The sequence below is a fragment of the Paenibacillus sp. VTT E-133291 genome (assembly GCF_002264395.1).
Classification (GTDB): Bacteria; Bacillota; Bacilli; order Paenibacillales; family Paenibacillaceae; genus Paenibacillus_AQ; species Paenibacillus_AQ nitricinens.
The window spans coordinates 16830-34912 of record NZ_NFVA01000040.1 but is presented as its reverse complement, the minus strand read 5'-3'; the positions used below and the strand labels follow the sequence as shown (position 1 = coordinate 34912).

The 18083-nt window shown below is 46.0% G+C and carries 19 protein-coding genes; 1 reads left to right on the top strand and 18 read right to left on the bottom strand.

Annotated features, from left to right (window positions below):
* Nucleotides 1–3 precede the first annotated feature (3 nt).
* The 11 genes from yabQ to pth form a co-directional block, all read right to left on the bottom strand.
* Nucleotides 4–567: a spore cortex biosynthesis protein YabQ gene (gene yabQ / locus CA598_RS16880; RefSeq protein ID WP_094877225.1), complete on the bottom strand. Its 564-nt coding sequence runs from the start codon at nt 565–567 to the stop codon at nt 4–6.
* On the bottom strand, nt 564–848 hold the full coding sequence (gene yabP / locus CA598_RS16875) for a sporulation protein YabP (RefSeq protein WP_042123140.1): 285 nt from the start codon (nt 846–848) through the stop codon (nt 564–566). Before yabP ends, yabQ begins: the two co-directional genes overlap by 4 nt.
* A gap of 136 nt (nt 849–984) precedes the next feature.
* Nucleotides 985–1263: an RNA-binding S4 domain-containing protein gene (locus CA598_RS16870; protein ID WP_042183857.1), complete on the bottom strand. Its 279-nt coding sequence runs from the start codon at nt 1261–1263 to the stop codon at nt 985–987.
* Nucleotides 1263–1535, bottom strand: a complete 273-nt coding sequence (locus tag CA598_RS16865; protein ID WP_036678778.1) for an HU family DNA-binding protein — start codon at nt 1533–1535, stop codon at nt 1263–1265. The genes CA598_RS16870 and CA598_RS16865 overlap by 1 nt, the downstream gene beginning before the upstream one ends.
* Before the next feature lie 287 nt (nt 1536–1822).
* A complete protein-coding gene (gene yabN, locus CA598_RS16860) occupies nt 1823–3322 on the bottom strand; it encodes a bifunctional methyltransferase/pyrophosphohydrolase YabN (protein WP_094877224.1) in 1500 nt (499 codons plus the stop codon).
* Nucleotides 3323–3388: 66 nt separating this feature from the next.
* Complete coding sequence (locus tag CA598_RS16855) at nt 3389–5071, bottom strand: putative polysaccharide biosynthesis protein (protein WP_094877223.1); 1683 nt, start codon at nt 5069–5071, stop codon at nt 3389–3391.
* A gap of 148 nt (nt 5072–5219) precedes the next feature.
* Nucleotides 5220–5762 (bottom strand): stage V sporulation protein T, encoded by a 543-nt coding sequence (gene spoVT, locus CA598_RS16850; protein WP_094877222.1) that lies wholly within the window; start codon nt 5760–5762, stop codon nt 5220–5222.
* Between the two features lie 352 nt (nt 5763–6114).
* Entirely contained in the window at nt 6115–7158 is a 1044-nt protein-coding gene (locus tag CA598_RS16845) for a peptidylprolyl isomerase (RefSeq protein WP_094877221.1), read from the bottom strand.
* The gene (gene mfd / locus CA598_RS16840) at nt 7145–10669 is read right to left on the bottom strand and encodes a transcription-repair coupling factor (RefSeq protein WP_094877220.1); all 3525 of its coding nucleotides are present in this window, start codon (nt 10667–10669) and stop codon (nt 7145–7147) included. The genes CA598_RS16845 and mfd overlap by 14 nt, the downstream gene beginning before the upstream one ends.
* A 131-nt stretch (nt 10670–10800) precedes the next feature.
* Nucleotides 10801–11031, bottom strand: coding sequence for an anti-sigma-F factor Fin (gene fin / locus CA598_RS16835; RefSeq protein WP_094872013.1), 231 nt, complete (start codon nt 11029–11031; stop codon nt 10801–10803).
* 83 nt (nt 11032–11114) lie between these two features.
* A complete protein-coding gene (gene pth, locus CA598_RS16830) occupies nt 11115–11675 on the bottom strand; it encodes an aminoacyl-tRNA hydrolase (RefSeq protein ID WP_094872044.1) in 561 nt (186 codons plus the stop codon).
* A gap of 125 nt (nt 11676–11800) precedes the next feature.
* Here pth and CA598_RS16825 point away from each other — a divergent pair, with 125 nt between their 5' ends.
* Entirely contained in the window at nt 11801–12001 is a 201-nt protein-coding gene (locus tag CA598_RS16825; protein ID WP_094872014.1) for a hypothetical protein, read from the top strand.
* Nucleotides 12002–12188: 187 nt separating this feature from the next.
* Here CA598_RS16825 and CA598_RS16820 read toward each other — a convergent pair whose 3' ends face one another.
* From CA598_RS16820 to veg, 7 genes are all read right to left on the bottom strand, one after another.
* Nucleotides 12189–13142, bottom strand: a complete 954-nt coding sequence (locus CA598_RS16820; RefSeq protein WP_036678796.1) for a ribose-phosphate diphosphokinase — start codon at nt 13140–13142, stop codon at nt 12189–12191.
* 87 nt (nt 13143–13229) lie between these two features.
* Nucleotides 13230–14630, bottom strand: a complete 1401-nt coding sequence (glmU, locus tag CA598_RS16815; RefSeq protein ID WP_042183845.1) for a bifunctional UDP-N-acetylglucosamine diphosphorylase/glucosamine-1-phosphate N-acetyltransferase GlmU — start codon at nt 14628–14630, stop codon at nt 13230–13232.
* 272 nt (nt 14631–14902) lie between these two features.
* Nucleotides 14903–15193, bottom strand: a complete 291-nt coding sequence (gene spoVG / locus CA598_RS16805) for a septation regulator SpoVG (protein ID WP_042123119.1) — start codon at nt 15191–15193, stop codon at nt 14903–14905.
* A gap of 210 nt (nt 15194–15403) precedes the next feature.
* Nucleotides 15404–16231 carry a pur operon repressor gene (gene purR / locus CA598_RS16800; protein ID WP_042183840.1) on the bottom strand — a complete coding sequence of 276 codons (828 nt, stop codon included), beginning with the start codon at nt 16229–16231 and terminating at the stop codon, nt 15404–15406.
* Nucleotides 16232–16307: 76 nt separating this feature from the next.
* Nucleotides 16308–17162, bottom strand: a complete 855-nt coding sequence (ispE, locus tag CA598_RS16795; RefSeq protein WP_094877219.1) for a 4-(cytidine 5'-diphospho)-2-C-methyl-D-erythritol kinase — start codon at nt 17160–17162, stop codon at nt 16308–16310.
* A gap of 140 nt (nt 17163–17302) precedes the next feature.
* Nucleotides 17303–17479 carry a small, acid-soluble spore protein, alpha/beta type gene (locus CA598_RS16790; protein WP_042183837.1) on the bottom strand — a complete coding sequence of 59 codons (177 nt, stop codon included), beginning with the start codon at nt 17477–17479 and terminating at the stop codon, nt 17303–17305.
* A gap of 135 nt (nt 17480–17614) precedes the next feature.
* Nucleotides 17615–17890 carry a biofilm formation stimulator Veg gene (gene veg / locus CA598_RS16785; protein ID WP_019914493.1) on the bottom strand — a complete coding sequence of 92 codons (276 nt, stop codon included), beginning with the start codon at nt 17888–17890 and terminating at the stop codon, nt 17615–17617.
* Nucleotides 17891–18083: the final 193 nt, after the last annotated feature.

The following is an 18083-nucleotide window of genomic DNA, read 5'->3' as shown; positions in this document are numbered from 1 at the left end:
AGGTCAGCGTTTCCGCCATTTGGTAATCCATCCAGTGATCTTCACAATCCAGGCGCTATGTGTCAGCCGAGATAACTGTGGAGAGATCCACCTAACAGGTAATACCCAAATTGGTTTGGTCAGACGCAGCAGAAGCTTAAAGATGAACCGCAGAATACGACCTAGTAGCTTTAGCAGTCCTAAAACAAATCGCCAAAGCCAGCGAAGAGGTGTACCTATCAGGATCTCCACAAGTCTCCAAAGCAGCCTGCACATATACTGAACCGATTGAATTAACCTTAACACAAAACGCCGCACCGTAACACTGAAGATTAAAAAATAGATCCATACTCCTAGAAACAAACCTAGAAAGACATAAAACCGCAATTGTCCTTGATTTCCGGCATAAAGCATACGAAAAACGAGCAAGGCAGCCCAAAGCCAATACAGTAGATCTAGCATGGCATTCAGCCATTTGGGAAAATTGAACTTCAGCGACAGCACCCGGTAGCTGTCATAGGCCAGTCCCATTGCCAACCCGGCCATGATCATGTAGAACAGCGTCACCCACTGGACTGCAGGATTCATTTAAATAGCTTACCGAGCAGACCTTTGTTTTTGCCCTGCGATCCGGGATCGAGATAAATCAGGGAATGTACATTGCCCTCTAAGGACAACATTCCGTTCTCCAGACTTAAATTTTTGATATGTAAATGATTCCCGCGAATGGTGAGATGGCCGAGTTCTGTACGAAGCAAAAATTCCTCGCTGTCGAAGCTCTCCACATTTTGCACGCCCGTCAACTCTAACTGCTTCCGACTGCGCATGTGCAGATCATGCTGTTTGTTTACCTTTCCTGGCTCGATCATAGCATGTACCCCTCCTTCTTACCTCTAATCTATGGCAGAAGTAGAAGTTATAGAACATCCCGTCCCTCTAAAATAAGAGAGAAAAAAAGAAGGCACAACTCTACAAAATGTAAAGTTATGCCATCTTCTATTACTCTTACCAGTCCAGTCCGCTGCTTTTGGCAACAGGCTCTTCCCGAACTAGAGTATACATACCAGCGGCCTCGTCCTTGCGAGTCGTTTCGACCAGCTTTTCTACTTTGACCGTTACAAGCTTTTGTCCAAATTGTACAGTAATCTCGTCACCGATCTTAACTGCACTACTAGGTTTAGATTCCCGCCCGTTAATCAGTACCCGGCCTTGTTCGGACACATCCTTGGCCACTGTACGGCGCTTAATTAAACGGGACACTTTCAGGAATTTGTCAAGACGCATTAGTTAACGGCTTCTTTAAGCTTGTTACCAGCTTTGAAAGCCGGTACAGTCGATTCTGGAATTTCAATCGTTGTGCCCGTTTGCGGGTTGCGACCAGTACGTCCTGCACGTTTGCGAGTTTCAAAAGTTCCGAAACCGATCAGTTGGACTTTATCACCTTTTGCCAAAGCTTCTGTAATCTCACCCAAGAATCCGTTCAATACTGCTTCTACATCTTTTTTTGCCAATCCGTTTTTCTCGGAAATGTTGTTTACCAAATCTGTCTTGTTCATAATTTAAAGTTCCTCCTAGGATACGAAAAAATAAATGAAACGAGAATCACCGCCATAATATGGGGCGAATCGCATTTCGTCTTTATGTTATTCTTGATGTCACCTTAAAATCCTGCCACGATTCGTCGTTTTTTTAAAAAAGAAGCAGTTATTTCTCAGAAATCGTCGCAGAATCTATTCTATAGCACTATTAAACTACTGGCCACATTCTAAATCAGAAAATAAAAGCTACATCCACAGCATTGCCTCATTGTGGAGTCCATATACCGTAAAGGGGTTGTGAAATACTAGACTTTACGCTCCTCAGCCTTAGCCTCTTGCCACAGTTCTTCCATCTCTTCCAAACTACTATCCTTTACGCTCGTTCCCTTGCGCTGCAAGCTTTGCTCAATATATTGAAACCGGCGCACAAATTTGCGGTTAGTCCGGGTTAATGCCTCTTCCGGATCTGCACCGATAAAACGAGCGACATTCGTAACTGCAAACAACAAATCCCCAAGTTCCAGAATTTGCTCATCTGTCGCCGCATCTGTGTCAATCGCCTCCTGCAGCTCATCGATCTCCTCACGAATCTTGGCTATGCAATCCGTAGCATTGTCCCAGTCAAAGCCCACCTTGGATGCTTTTTTCTGAAGCTTATATGCCTTCATAAGGGCAGGCAGGTCACGCGGAACACCACTAAGAACGGATAATTCCTCTGGCTTCACACCTTTACGCCGCTTCTCTTCTGCCTTCATGCCTTCCCAGTTCTTCAGCGCTTCTTCGGCATCATTCGCATGGGTATCCCCAAATACGTGGGGGTGACGGAAGATAAGCTTATCATTCAGCCCTTCAATGACGTCATACACGTTAAATGTGCCTAGCTCCTCCTCCATTTGAGAGTGAAGCATAATTTGCAGCAAAAGGTCGCCCAGCTCCTCTCTCATATGATCGGGATCATCCTCATCTATCGTTTCAAGGACTTCATAGGTTTCTTCGATTAAATTTTTGCGCAGGGATTCATGTGTCTGCTCCCGGTCCCATGGGCAACCTTCCGGGCTTCGAAGAATATCAACAATTTCATGCAGACGGGCAAAGGTACGATTTCTTAGCTTCTCATCACGATTCGCAGGTACATAAACTAATGACAGGTTACCATAACCGTCGAGTCGATCCAGTTCGTACAGTGGCACTCTTACAATACTTTCTTCGTTCTCAACACCGAGTGCATGCCCCACAACAACTTCATATTCAGGCGGGTACAGCTCCATCAGACATAATTTTGTTTCCGAGGCTGTAAAGCTATCGTACACCTGACCAATCAGGGTGTGAAGTTCAGGCTGAAGCTGAGCACTGCGAATGCCTGAAGCATCTAGTAACTGAAACCCTTCAATGGGGTCAAACCCCAGTCGAACAAACGCCTCGTCGAGAAAGCTCTCTCCACCCAATATTTGCAGTTCAATGCCTTCCTCAGGACACCGCTCGCGCAGCTGGGAAACCGCTGATTCCGCAACCATAGGATGACCCGGAACCGCGTAAACAATATCTGTACCGTCTGCTGCTGCCTGAGCCTCTTCAATCAGTTTTGAAGTAATCGCTGCATACACCTCTGGAAACGAGGATAATGATTCATACAATCCATCAAAGGACTGTGAAGTTATTTCAAGCTCGGAGAGGGCAGCCATGACTGGATGCTCTTTTGTGCGGACATAGACAACGGATGCTGCCTTCAGCTTCTTTATAATTCCTAGCGTCAATCGATCAGGGTTACCTGAACCCAGACCGACGACCGTTAATGTTGCACTCATGTCTGTTCCTCCTCTTAAGCGGCTGTCTCAGCAGACCGCATTTTTATATTGTGATATAGAAGTTGATTAAGGGAATAAGCGCAGCTTCTTCAGCTTGTCTGCCAGGGACGGGCCGAAGCCCGGAAGCTGGCGCAGCTCGCTCTCGCTAAGGAGCCGCAGGACTATAGCCCCTACGGCAAAGACAGCGCAGCCTGCGAGCACTCCGAGCAGGCTCTGCGCCAAGCTGGCAGTGCGCCCGCCGCCGATGCCAGCGGCCGTAGCCACAGCGCCCACGCCCCAGCTGGCGGCTGCGGCGGCAAGAGCCAGGCCCGCTGTAAGCAGCGCGGGCCGTGCCAGGGCATCTGCGAGGCGAACCCGCAGATGGCCCTGGCGGTACAGCAGCAGCACGTTAAGCGCTGCTGCGAACGAATGCGCGGCCACGCCAGCGATGGCTGCGCCGGTAATGCCCTGCTGCGGAACCAGCAGCAGGTTCAGGGCCGCCTTGAGCAGCGCGGCGGCCAAAAGGTGCAGGGCCGGGGCGCGCACGTAGCCGAGGCCCTGCAAAAGCGCAGCTGAGATGATGCTGACCGTACCGCCAACAGCGGTTAAGGCCAGCCAAGTCATAGTGCTGCTGCCGGCCGTATCGCCGTAAAGAGCCATATTAATCGGCTCAGCAAGCACCGCTAGGCCCGCCGAGGCTGCTAGCCCTAGAAGCCAGAACCAACGCAGCGATAAGCTGCAATGGTTCTCAATCAGCTTCGTATCTCCATTGTACTTCGCCTCTGCCAAGGCTGGAATGAACACGACGGACAATGAAGTGGCAATCATCGTTACAATTTGCACTAGCGGTAAACCACGATTGTACACTCCAAACTGTATCATCGCCTCCACTTCGCTTCCTACAGAGGATAGCAAACGAGGTACGGTGAATACATCTACAAGCCCGATAAGGGGCATTGCCAACGCGCCAAGCATCACAGGAATGCCATAAGCCAGCAAGGCACCTGCTTTAACGCCCATAAACCGTTGATTGGCTCGCCCCTTAATTTCCGCGTTAGGCAGCTTTAAATCCTGGCTTTCGACAGAAGCAGCAGCATCTACAGAGGTGCCCTGTCTTAACCTCCGCCGATGACGTCGGAGGAACAGCAGCATAACCACAAGACCTGCTGCCCCTCCCCCGGCTGATCCGAGCAATGCGCCAGCAGCAATGCTCTCAGCGCCTGCACCCAGTGAGGCCAGGTATAAGAGCAGTACAATCATTACCGTAACACGTACGGACTGCTCTACAATTTGTGACACAGCCGTCGGAACCATATTATGAAGACCCTGAAAATAACCGCGAAGAGCTGACATGATTGGAACAACCGCAAGTCCCCAAGCACTTGTCCGCAAAGCGGGCATCACATGCGAGTTACCGACCCACCCAGCTATAATGGGCGCACCTGCATAGGTGATTACTCCGATAACCAAACCGCTTATGGCTGTTATAATTGCAGTTAACCGCAGAATCCTTCGACCCTCGTCATCACGCCTTCCTGCAGAGGCTTCAGCGACAAATTTGGATATGGCCGCTGGCAGACCTAGCATTGCTACCGTCAACAACATCGTGTATAAAGGATAAACTGTGTTGTATATACCAAATACCGCATCTCCGCCTAGATTTTGCAGCGGGATTTTTTGGAGTGTACCTATAAGCTTTGAAATAATGGCTGCTGCACTTAGAATAAATGCCCCTTGTAAGAGCCGTGATGTTTGTGTGTTAGATTTCATAAAATACCTGCTTCTACAACTTTAATGGGATGAGTTTCTATATTATAACGTATGTATACCCACAAGTAGAAACGGTTTTGTAAGAACGACAAAACCCCGTTTACCCTTTGTATATCTTACCAAAAGGAAAGCGGGGTCTTCATTACGGTTACTGCTCCATTTGCTTGCCAAGGAATGCGGCGGCGGTTTCGGCCATTTTCACTTCCATTGTCGACATTTTCGCCGAATCATCCTTGCTTACCATCACTACACAACCTATAGGATCTCCACCGGAAATGATCGGTGAGGCTACATATGAGGACACCAAATCTGGATGATCTTTAGCGATTTCATAACTGCCTTCGTTGGTTTCCAGTACAGTCTTACGACTATCCATGACCTTCTCCAAAAGAATTCCTACTTGTTTTTCCAAATAGTCTTTCTTGGAGCCCCCAGCAAGTGCAATAAAGGTATCACGATCAGCAATCATCGTAATATGTCCAGTACCTTCGAACAAGGACTCCGCATACTCTTTTGCAAAGTCACCGAGCTCGCCAATCGGGGAATATTTCTTGAGTATGACTTCACCGTCCCGATCGACGAAAATTTCCAGTGGGTCGCCTTCTCTAATCCGTAGAGTACGTCTAATTTCTTTGGGAATAACCACTCGTCCGAGATCATCAATACGCCGAACAATTCCAGTAGCTTTCATTTCACATGTGCCCCGCTTTCTTAAGAAGTATGGTCTTACTACTGTCCATTATGGGAAAGGATAATCCCAGTGATTTATCGTAATATCTGACCATAGTATTCATCTCTTCCCAGATCCTTATACATAAGCTGACATGTATTAATATCTGTATCAAGATAAAGGCCGTTCTGAAGATGTTTCTTCGAACAAGCATAAGCGCCTTCGGCGTCCTCAAAGACGGTACGCGCTTAAGCGAGAAATATAAGGAAAAAGTATAGCGTGAAACTTATACTCCTTATATTTATAAAAAAGCCATCTTCACATTAAGTGAGGATGGCTTTTCTAAGGTAAGCTTGTCCATTTTTACCGATGTTTATTCAGCAGCTTTTGTAGCACTTGGGGATGCGCTTGGCGCTGTAGTGGCTTCTGTTCCGCTATTTTTTGTTCCGGATTCGTCTACAGCAGCAGAGCTCTTCGGCAGATTGATGCTCTCAATAATGCCTTCCAGATCTTTCTCCATGAACGCTTCCAGGTTCTTGGACACAATGGAGCTCTTAATGCCTTCTTTTTGTTCATCCGTTAACTGGTCAAAGGTTTTGTCGGTGCGGGACTCCACCTTGATAATGTGGTAACCATAAGAAGTCTCTACAGGATCACTAATGGTATTCAAAGGCAGGGTTTGAGCAGCCTTCTTAAACTCATCTACATATGTTCCTACAGCTTTATCTTTATATTCTCCGCCCGTTTCCTTAGAGCTTGTATCGTCAGTGTATTCTTTAGCGATGGCTGCAAAATCAGCTCCGCCGTCCAGCTTTGCCTTAACTTCCTTCGCGATTTTCAGTGCTTCTTCGCTAGTGCGCTCTTTGTTGTTAGCATCTGTCAGACCGATTAGCACATGACGCAAAGTCGCTACCGTAAAGTCACCTTTTGTAGCTTCAAATTCTTTGACAACCTGATCGTCTGTCACTTTAAGCAGCATATCCTGATAAACCGTCAGCACACGCTCCATATAACTATGGATATCGCCTTCTGTAACGTCAGCGTCTTTAAGTGTTTTCTTATAATTGTCGCCCAGGGCTTTCTTCAAGTCAGCAATTTGGCTATCTGCCTCTTTCTTCGCCTGCTTCTTCGCTTCATCCGTTGCTTTGGAAGCCAAATATTCAAAGCCCACTTCCTGCTTCAAAATAGACTCCTTAAACGCCTCAATCTCTAAATATTGCGCTTGCTGTGGGGAGAGGAATTTCATGATTTTTTGATCCATAGCAAATTCCTTCTCTGTAATTGTTCCACCTTTATAAGTCGCAACTGCCTTGCTATCATCAGCACTACTACCGCATGCTGCTAGCATAGAAAAGGAAACCGCTGCTACCAATGAAACGAGCAGTACTTTCCATGATTTTTTTTTATTTAACGACATTGTGTAGTTCTCCCTTCGATTTAAAAGACTGTTTAGCTTCCTTAAGAAACTGTTCAAGCAAGTCAAGCAGTTGTTTATCACTTAAGTCTTTCGATTTCACTCGGATACTGGCTTTAGCATCTCTATCGAATTGTACACGTCTTTCGAAGCTATTTCCAACTTTGGCGAGTTTCGCCGTATCCAGAGCGCCCAGACTCCCCTCATAGAAATTCAGGGTAACATCATCACCACGTCTGATCATAGAATCAATGCCATACATTTTTCCATATACTTTCAGACGAGCCACGGTTAATAGATTAACGACTGCTTCAGGCAATTCTCCGAACCGATCCAAGAGCTCATCCTCAAGCTCAGAAGCATCATCGAAAGAGGTAACTGCCGCAACTTTTTTATAAATTTCAATTTTCTGGATACTGTCGTAAATATACTCGGACGGCAGATACGCGTCAATCGACAAATCAATGACTGTATTGCCTTCTTTGAGCGAGGTATCTTCCTCTCCAAGCACAGTAACCTTACGCTTGCGGATCTCCTCCGCCAGCATTTGTGAGTATAAATCAAATCCTACCGATGCAATAAAACCATGCTGTTCTGCACCAAGTAAGTTACCGGCACCACGAATAGACAAATCCCGCATCGCTATTTTGAAACCCGAACCGAGTTCCGTAAATTCCTTAATAGACTGCAGCCGCTTCTCTGCCACTTCAGTCAGAACCTTGTCCCGCTGATAGGTAAAATAGGCGTACGCAATCCGGTTGGACCGGCCTACACGTCCACGTAATTGATAGAGCTGAGATAAGCCCATCTTATCCGCATCATGCACAATAAGTGTATTTACGTTAGGAATATCTACCCCCGTCTCAATAATGCTTGTGCTGACCAGTACATCGTATTCTCCATCAAGAAAATCAAGGATCGTCTTCTCCAGCTCAGCTTCCGACATTTGGCCATGTCCGATACCTACTCTAGCCTCAGGAACAAGCATGGAAATTTGAGCGGCCATTTCTTGAATGCCCTGCACACGATTATACAGATAGTAGACTTGCCCCCCACGGGCTAATTCGCGCTCTACAGCTTCCCGAGTAAGTGTCTGACTATGCTCAACAACATAAGTCTGCACGGGAAAACGGTTCTCCGGCGGTGTCTCAATGACAGACAGATCACGCACTCCCAGCATCGACATATGCAGTGTACGAGGAATTGGCGTTGCTGTCAGGGTGAGAACATCTACATTCGTTTTTAACTTTTTCAATTTCTCTTTATGAGTCACGCCAAATCGTTGTTCCTCATCCACAATCAATAAACCGAGATCCTTAAATACAAGATCCTGAGACAACAAACGGTGGGTTCCAATAACCACATCGACCGTTCCTGCCCGAACGCCTTTAATCGTCTCATTCTGCTCCTTACGGCTGCGGAAACGACTTAAGACTTGAATATTAAGAGGATGATTAGCGAAGCGTTCCCGGAAGGTCTCATAATGCTGCTGAGCCAAGATCGTTGTCGGTACCAGCACAGCCACCTGTTTACCTTCAATCGCTGATTTAAAGGCTGCTCGTATAGCTACCTCCGTCTTCCCATAACCAACGTCTCCACAAAGGAGTCGGTCCATTGGACGGTTCTGTTCCATATCCTTCTTAATCTCTTCAATCGCTCGAAGCTGATCCCGAGTCTCCTCATAAGGGAACATCTCTTCAAATTCACGCTGTTCCTGTGTATCCTTCTCAAAACCATACCCTGCTGCACTTTGGCGTTCGGCATACAGTTTAATTAGATCATCAGCAATATCCTGAACGGAAGAACGAACCTTATTCGTTACCCGTGTCCATTCATTACCGCCTAATTTATATACTTTCGGCTCTTTATCTTCTGAACCGACATATTTCTGAATCAAGTCAATTTGCTCAATCGGAACCGAGAGCTTATCGCCACCCGCATATAAAATATGCATGTAGTCGCGATGAATACCGCTGACCTCCAGCGTACCGATCCCCATATACTTACCGATACCATGGTTCTGGTGAACAACATAATCACCAATTTTCAGCTCAGTATAACTCTTGATCCGTTCAGCATTATCTATCCCTTTAGAGATCTTCCGTGCCTTCCGCTGCTTCTGAGAGAACATCTCTCCTTCAGTGATAACGGCTAGATGAATAGAAGGCAGCTCAAAGCCTGAACCCAGGTTTCCTTGTACGATCGTTGGCTCATCAATACCATAGTCATAAAGGACTCTGCGTACACGTTCAATCCGTTCTTCACTGCTCGCAAGCATCATTACCTTTACACCAGACTTCTGCCAACGCTCCATTTCCGATTTAAGCACATTCATCTGACCATGGAAATCCTGCATCCCACGACTAATAAACCCAAGAATATTCTGTGGTTGAATGTGTGGCACCTGGCGCAAAAAGATCGACATAAACAGGCTTTGGAACGGACGTTTGTACATCACAACATCTGTCTCGACAGAGAGATCCAGATCCGGCAATGTTTTGCCGTTTTGCATCAGATGGAGGTTCCACTCCGATTCATCTCTTTCGAGCTGTTTTGCCGTTTCAAGCAGTCTTGTCGGCTCATCGAGAATAAGGATCGTATCCTGGGCCATGTAATCAAATAAATGAGAGCGTTCAGGGTATAAAAGACTGATATATTTATAGATTTCAGGAAAATAGGTTCCTTCGCGCAGCATTTCTAGCTCGCGTCCAATTTCTTCTTTTAGACGCAACTTAGCCTGCCGATCCGCCATTTTCTCAAGCTGTCGTTCCAGCATAACAGATGCTTCAGCAGAAGCGGATTCCTGGCGAAACCTGCTCGCAATGATCTCTTTAGCCGGTGTAATCTTCACACTTCGTACTTTATCAATAGAACGCTGATCCACTGGATCAAAAGTTCTGATGGAATCAACCTCATCATCAAACAACTCAACACGATATGCCAAAGGAGAAGTCATTGGATAAAAATCAATAATTCCACCTCTAACGCTCAGTTCACCGCGATTCTCAACCCGCTCTACTCTTTCATAACCCATTTCGATCATGGACATCAAGAATTCGTCCAGAGCAAGCGTTCCATCCTGAGAAACCGTAACCTGCGCCTCTGCCATAACCTCTGGTGCAGGGAGCAGTCTGCGCACTCCCGAGTAGGGAACTACAACAATACCTCGAAAGCCCTGAGCACATTTGGTCAGTACATCAATACGCTGGGCTAATGTCTCTGGACTTGAGACAGCAGCTTCCGCAGCCACAAGTTCATTAGCAGGATAGAGCAGAACTCGTTCCGGGGAAAGCGCTTCCTGTAAATCATCGGCCATTTTCTGAGCCGAAAACATATTATGAGTCACCACAAGCAAGGGACGAGCTGTCTCTTCATGCAGTGCTGCAAGCATGATCTGTCTAGCTGAACCTGTAAGCCCCGATATGAGCTGCTCTTTCATACCTGCAGCTACACCCTGGGTGATAGACTGGAAATCGGGATCCTTGGAAAAAGCTTCTATAATACCTTGTAACAACAGGCGCACCTCTCTTACTAAACAGGCTAACGGAAGTCAAAGCGACCGTCACCTATTATGATTGGAATCGAAAAGAAGCCTCAGCTGTAACGCCAAGGCTTGCGGATGACGATAGAGACAGGCGCTATCACCTACTGAAGCGGACTCGTCAGCAGGCTAAGCTCCGGATTATGCTCTAAAGCCTCCTTGCAATAGTCGCAAGTCACCTTTATCGTGATCTCACCTTCTGAATTATACGCTATTATATCTCTGCGCTCCGCAGGGGTCAAGGAATGAAGGCCCAACTGCATTTCTGTAACATCACTTCTATTAATGCTGCCTAGAGATGTCTTGCAGTGCCTACATACATAGTTTATTGCCATCTATATGCCTCCTGAAGGTACTATATACCTTCAGTATGTCCGGGGAGCTTCATCTTTAGCCTCATAACAACAGAGTTTACAGATCAACCATTGAATTTTGCCATCGTCTGTTCGAATGAATTCTTTAAGCTAAACTCCAGTGCATCACAAGTATTAAGGATCATCTGCTTCAGAGGATCCCCTTCTTTTTTAGGAAAAGAAGAGAGAACATAATCCACTATTGCAAAACCCGGTTCAGGACGAGAAATACCCATTCGTACCCGATTAAAGCTTTGTGTACCTACATGCTGAATGATCGATTTAATTCCGTTATGTCCACCAGCACTACCTTGATAACGCAAGCGAATTTTCCCAATTTCGGTATCCAGATCATCGTAGACGACGATCATATCTTCTAGTTTAACTTTGTAATAATCCATATAAGCTCGAACAGCCTCACCGGACAAATTCATAAAGGTCATCGGTTTAATCAATACGGTTTTGACTCCCCCGATAACGCCTTCACCGATCACAGATTTACATTTGCTTTGGTTGAAAGAAATCCCGTTCTGAGCCGCAAGCTCATCCAATGCCATAAAACCAACATTATGCCTGGTTTTCGCGTATTGTGTTCCCGGATTTCCCAATCCGACAATCCATTTCATTATCGAACCTTTCCTTTCCATGCGGGCTCTCCGGCAAGAGAAGTCCGTTTTTGGTACAATAGATCTTATCTGCATACTCTTAAGCAACCAGAGCGAAATTATACTCCGAAGACAGGTGATAACCTATGCAACATCAAGGTGGAATCTTAACACATCAGCGCGATTTTCAGTACCATATCCAATATGCTGTGCCTGTGGAAATATACAGAGGCGACGTGCACATTGACATTGGTGTATTGACAGCAGTGGACGAAGGATTCGTGGAGCTGCAAGGGACACTCTATAACCGCAGCATATTCACCTTCGTCTCCCGCGCCGGGTATTGAAGCCAGCGCTTCTACCTGCATCACGCCGATAAGGGTTACATCTCCGAGAACGGAGGTGTAACCCTTTTTTACAAATATAAGAAAGTATAAGCTTCACATTATACTATATGTCTTATATTTCTCGCTTAAACGCTTACCGACCTTATAAGGACGGTAGAGCATTTATGCTTGTATTTATTGATTATATTTATTCAATTTCAAACAATTTACTAATCGACAACTCTTCATGAACGCGGATAATTGCCTCACCCATAAGTGGAGCCACGGACAACACTTTGAGTTTAGAAGTTGGGTTCGCGCTGCGAATTGGAATCGTATCTGTCACGATAATCTCTTTAATTGGAGAATTCTCCAGACGTTCATGTGCAGGACCAGACAATACCGGGTGTGTACAGCAAGCGTATACTTCTTTCACGCCGCCTTCCATCAAAGCATTAGCACCAAGTACAATAGTTCCGGCAGTATCGATAATATCATCGATCAGAATGGCTGTTTTACCTTCAATATTACCGATAATGTTCATGACTTCGCTGACATTCGGCTCTGGACGACGCTTGTCTATAATTGCAAGCGGAGCGTTCAGGAAGTCAGCAAGCTTTCTTGCACGTACTACACCGCCGTGATCTGGCGATACGACAACTGGGTTCTCGATTTGTTTGGAACGGAAATACTGAGCCAGGATGGGAACACCCAGCAAGTGATCCACTGGAATATCAAAGAATCCCTGAATCTGCATAGCATGGAGGTCCATCGTAATTACACGGTGAGCGCCGGCTTTTTCAATCAAATTTGCTACCAGCTTGGCCGTAATAGGGTCACGAGAACGAGCTTTCCGATCTTGACGAGCGTAACCATAGTAAGGGATAACCACATTGATGCTTTTTGCTGAGGCGCGTTTGAGTGCATCCACCATAACTAAAAGCTCCATTAGGTTGTCATTAACCGGGCCGCAGGTGGATTGAACAATATACACATGACAACCCCGAACGCTCTCTGACAGCTTGACCTGGATTTCTCCATCGCTAAAACTTGTAGTATGCGATTCACCCATCGGAATTCCGATGTAATCAGCGATTTGACTAGCAAGCTTTGGGTTGGAGTTACAGGTGAAAATCTTTAATTTGGAATCACAATAAGTCATAAAATTTAAACCCTCCGTGACGGAATTTAGCTTTCCAAAGGCGCCGGCGCGGAAATATAAGTCCGTCCGGCGCTTCTTAGCAACGCTTTACGATGGACTCGAGTGGTCTTTCTTCGCTTTTGCACGGGAACGGATCTTCTCTGCATATCCCGGTTTATTCTCCTGCCGCACTCTGGCAACAGCCAGATCGTTCTCTGAAACGGAACGCGTAATTGTCGAACCAGCTACAACAAAAGCCCCCTTGCCCACAGAAACCGGTGCAATAAGGTTAACGTTACTGCCGATAAAGGCATCGTCTTCAATTGTTGTCGTAAATTTATTATACCCGTCGTAGTTAACAGTAATCGCACCGCAACCGACGTTTACATTCTTACCCACAGATGCGTCGCCAATATAGCTAAGATGTGACACCTTAGAACCATCACCAATCGTAGCATTCTTGATCTCGACGAAATCTCCAACCTTCACTTCTTCTCCAAGTATAGAACCTGGACGTAAATAGGCAAAAGGCCCAACGGTAGTCCGTGCGCCAACTTGTGCTTGATTCAATACGGACTGCTTAATCGTCGCGTCATCCATGATCTGACAATCTTCGATTTCACTTGCCGGTCCGATCACACAGTTCTCACCGATTACAGTTTTACCCTTCAAGATGGTTCCTGGATAGATCGTTGTATCTGACCCAATGACTACATCTGCTCCGATATATGTGGAGGCAGGATCGATTATGGTTACGCCACCCAGCATATGTTTGCGGTTGATACGTTGACGCATAATACCTTCCGCATCAGATAAAGCTAAACGGTCATTAACACCAATAGACTCGTTAGCATCCTCAGTCTGGAATGCTAGAACAAGATCACCTTGCTCACGCAGAATACTGATAACATCTGTCAAATAATATTCCTGTTGATTATTGCTGTTAGTAACCTTCTCTAAAGCCGAAAATAACTTGATGTTATCAAAGCAATAAATTCCTGTGTTGATTTCATGAATAGCTGCCTGTTCGGCATTACAATCTTTCTGTTCTACGATCTTCATTAAGCCGCCATCTTCACTACGTATAATCCGTCCTAATCCAGATGGATCATCCATTACTGCGGTTAATACAGTCGCTGCCGCCTGACGCTCCTCATGCAGAGCCATCAATCCTATCAGCGTCTCCGATGTAATAAGCGGAGTGTCACCATAAGCAACAATCGTCGTTCCTTCTTCGCCACCGAGCAAATCCTTAGCTTGTTTGACAGCGTGACCCGTACCGAGCTGAGTTTCCTGCAGCACGTATTCCGCACTTTGCCCTACATAGGCCTTAACCTTCTCTGCGCCATGCCCAACAACAACAACGGTGCGCTGGCATCCGGTCGCTTCTACTGTATCAAGCACGTGCCCTACCATTGGCTTACCGCAAACGGGGTGCAGCACCTTATATAATTTAGATTTCATTCGCTTGCCTTGACCTGCGGCAAGAACTACAGCCATTCTTTTCAAGAATGCCAACCTCCTACTCTTGAACTCACTACTGAATATATCTCATTCCGGGCAAAAAGAAAAGAGAACCATGAAGTCATGGTTCTCTTTTCTATAAACCCCATGTTAGAAAAGCATTTATCGCTGCCTTTCGAAGATGTCGTCAAATCCTTCACTAGCGCTAGCTTTTCTTGCAAGATCAAGCTGCTTAAGTCATGAAGTATATTCGGTATGATCTTATCAAAAACGGCGGATCCTACGCCACCCAAAAGGTAGCCGTCTTCCGAGGTAGCCTAAGCTCCCTCTTCAATAACTTCTTCTTCTTCTTCAGTAGCGGCGCGATCGTACTCGGCCAGAACCGCGGATTGAATCTTCTCGCGTGTTCCCGAAGAGATCGGGTGAGCGATATCGCGGAATTCGCCATCCGGTGTACGCTTGCTGGGCATTGCAACAAACATCCCGTTATTACCATCGATGACGCGAATGTCATGAACAACAAACTCGTTATCGATTGTAATGGATGCGATTGCTTTCATTCTCCCCTCAGAGTTAACGCGGCGGAGTCTGACATCCGTAATTTGCATGTGTGTGTTCACCACCTTTTTCCATCAGAGACTTGGTGTATAATTCCACACAGCAAAGCGAATTCCTTCTTTTTGATTCCATAAAATACCTAAAAAAGAAATATATTTTTTAGGATTTGTTGTTTTCGACACGCATCGGGTCATTTTCTTAATATCTCTTACGTTTTCGACAATTTCCACGCTTTTTGAAAACAAAGAAATACCAATCTATCAAGAGGAAAAGTAGTTGCCCGGATGCGCGGAAATCCGCCGCTCTTTCGAGTCTACCTCGCTGAGCTTCACTAAAGAAACATAGTCATGCAACAGACGCTCTTCCGTCTCTACTGCGCCTGATTCGACCAATACACCCACTCCAGCAACTTCGGCATTGAACTCACCGAGTAAATCAACCATCCCTCGAACGGTTCCGCCTGCCTTCATGAAGTCATCTACAATGAGTACCCGCGATTTCTCCTTGAGTGCTCGTCTAGAAAGAGACATGGTGTGTATGCTCTTATGTGATCCAGATACATAATTAATGCTTACTGCTGAACCTTCTGTAACCTGATGGTCACGTCGTACCAGCACTACTGGCAAGCCGAGCTGCGCTGCCGTTGCATAGGCTAGCGGAATCCCTTTAGTTTCTACTGTCATCACCACATCGATTTCCGATCCATAAAAGGCCGTTGCGATGATCTTCCCCGCTTGCTCCATCAAAGATGGCAGTCCAAGCAGGTCCGACATATACAAGTAACCACCAGGCAGTATCCGATCTGTCTGTTCCAACTGCACACATAAACGTTTAACAAAAGAGAGCGCCATTTCTTTAGGCATCACAGGAATATAACGTACTCCACCTGCTGCACCGGCCAAGGTCTGAAGCTCACCAATGCCCTCACCTTCAAATACTTCTTTTATGATCGCCAAATCTTCACTGATGGAGGACTTAGCCGCTCCATACCGATCGGCAAATATAGACAGCGGCAGTAGGTCATGTGGCCGCTCAAGTAAAAACTGAGTCATGTCTACCAAACGTTGGCTTCTTTTTAATTTCTTCACGGAATGCTCCTCGCCAAAACCGAATATTTTATGAAAAATATATCACTTTTGTACGGGTTTACACAAGAGAAGCATACTAATTGAGTGATCTCACTGCATAGACTTCCTTGCAGAACCCACGCAGTCCATTATAAATTCTTGCTACTTTAGACTGCTTGGACACTAAACCGAATACAGTAGGTCCGCTGCCGGACATTAACACTCCGTCTGCTCCGAGCTTAACCATCGCCTCTTTGAGCTGCTGGACCTCTGGATGAAGCTTTAGGGTAACATCCTCAAGCACATTGCCTAAATGATTACATACGCCCCCAAAATCTCCAGCTTCGATCGCATCCTGCATCCTTCTAGCCGAAGGATGCACAGCTATATTATTGCTCCGAACACGTCCGTATATTTCCGCTGTCGATACATTGATAGGTGGCTTAGCCAAAACTACCCAGCATTGCGGAGGGTTCTTAATCGGCGTCAGCTTCTCGCCACGACCTGTTGCCAAGGCAGTACCACCTGTAACACAGAAAGGCACATCTGAGCCAAGCTCAGCGCCAAGCTCCTGCAGCTCCTGCGCAGGTATTCCTAGGCGCCACAGTCGGTTCAGGCCACGTAACGTAGCCGCTGCATCGCTGCTGCCGCCAGCCAGGCCAGCTGCAACCGGTATTCTTTTATCCAGATGGATATGTACACCACTCTTCACGTTATAACGCTCTTTAATAAGCCTAGCCGCTTGAAAGGCCAGGTTCTTCTCATCTAGAGGAATATAACCCGCTTGACTTGATATTATAATAGTATCCCTTGGCAGCTCAGACAGCTCTAAACGGTCTGCTAGATCTACCATGGTCATAATCATCTCCACCTCATGAAAACCGTCAGCACGCTTGTGCAGCACATCCAGCATCAAATTGATTTTAGCTGGTGCCTTCTCATACATTTTCAAGGCGTTCACCCACCTTCAGCTTTTCCCGTAAAAACAACTTAACATATTATATGAAAAACTTCTAATGAAGTCCAATAATAAAAGGGTGTCGCCAGTTGGACGCACCCTTTTTCGTTAAATAATTGTTCACACGCTAAAGATTAAGATTTCCGCGCGGCCTCTTCAGCGAGCTGAATCGCTCTTTTTACCATATTGCCGGCATCCTTCGCCCGTATTCCTCCCCAGCCTTCACGTTCCACAGTTTCGTAAAAACCAAGCTCCTTGGCTAACTCTGTCTTTAGTTCTTCCGACATCATGCCTCGTTTTCTGCGGCTCATTACGGAATTCCTCCCTTATGAAAGATAATGATAAACCGATTGCTCAATTAGTATGCTTGCTAAGAACAAGGATCATTCACTGAATGTTTATCTGCAAATAAAAAACAGCCCCCAAAGGAAGCTGCCCGTGAAACATTAAGCTTTAATATACATAATCCGCATCTGCCCATCATCTTCACATACTGTAATTTCCACAGATTCAGTAAGGATATCGGCATAGCTATAGGAGACTCGCTTGAATGTTTGCTGCTCCTGATCCAGTTTGACAATAAATACAGAAGGGTACGTTTCTTCCAGGACACCGGTGCGTTCTACGGTTTTACGACGACCTCCGTTTGCACGCAACGTGATCTTATGACCGACGTGAGCTTCGAGACTGCGTTTGATTTCCAACAGCGCGTTATTAGCCATTGCCTGACGACCACCTCTTTTCTTGTCCATTATACAACTTCCCCAGGTGTTTGTCAAAGCAAATAAATAATTATAGATGATGAATATTTGGTTGTCAACGGAATTTTTTTGCGGAGAATCAGAGGCGAACTAATATCCTTGTTATCTGTAATAGGTTCAGCACAAAGCAAGAAAAATAACATTGTAGATTTTT

Coding starts and splice junctions, on each gene's coding strand:
- yabQ (WP_094877225.1), bottom strand. CDS start 567: ATGAATCCTGCAGTCCAGTGGGTGACGCTGTTCTACATGATCATGGCC.
- yabP (WP_042123140.1), bottom strand. CDS start 848: ATGATCGAGCCAGGAAAGGTAAACAAACAGCATGATCTGCACATGCGC.
- CA598_RS16870 (WP_042183857.1), bottom strand. CDS start 1,263: ATGCGTCTTGACAAATTCCTGAAAGTGTCCCGTTTAATTAAGCGCCGT.
- CA598_RS16865 (WP_036678778.1), bottom strand. CDS start 1,535: ATGAACAAGACAGATTTGGTAAACAACATTTCCGAGAAAAACGGATTG.
- yabN (WP_094877224.1), bottom strand. CDS start 3,322: ATGAGTGCAACATTAACGGTCGTCGGTCTGGGTTCAGGTAACCCTGAT.
- CA598_RS16855 (WP_094877223.1), bottom strand. CDS start 5,071: ATGAAATCTAACACACAAACATCACGGCTCTTACAAGGGGCATTTATT.
- spoVT (WP_094877222.1), bottom strand. CDS start 5,762: ATGAAAGCTACTGGAATTGTTCGGCGTATTGATGATCTCGGACGAGTG.
- CA598_RS16845 (WP_094877221.1), bottom strand. CDS start 7,158: ATGTCGTTAAATAAAAAAAAATCATGGAAAGTACTGCTCGTTTCATTG.
- fin (WP_094872013.1), bottom strand. CDS start 11,031: ATGGCAATAAACTATGTATGTAGGCACTGCAAGACATCTCTAGGCAGC.
- pth (WP_094872044.1), bottom strand. CDS start 11,675: ATGAAATGGATTGTCGGATTGGGAAATCCGGGAACACAATACGCGAAA.
- CA598_RS16825 (WP_094872014.1), top strand. CDS start 11,801: ATGCAACATCAAGGTGGAATCTTAACACATCAGCGCGATTTTCAGTAC.
- CA598_RS16820 (WP_036678796.1), bottom strand. CDS start 13,142: ATGACTTATTGTGATTCCAAATTAAAGATTTTCACCTGTAACTCCAAC.
- spoVG (WP_042123119.1), bottom strand. CDS start 15,193: ATGCAAATTACGGATGTCAGACTCCGCCGCGTTAACTCTGAGGGGAGA.
- CA598_RS16790 (WP_042183837.1), bottom strand. CDS start 17,479: ATGAGCCGCAGAAAACGAGGCATGATGTCGGAAGAACTAAAGACAGAG.
- veg (WP_019914493.1), bottom strand. CDS start 17,890: ATGGCTAATAACGCGCTGTTGGAAATCAAACGCAGTCTCGAAGCTCAC.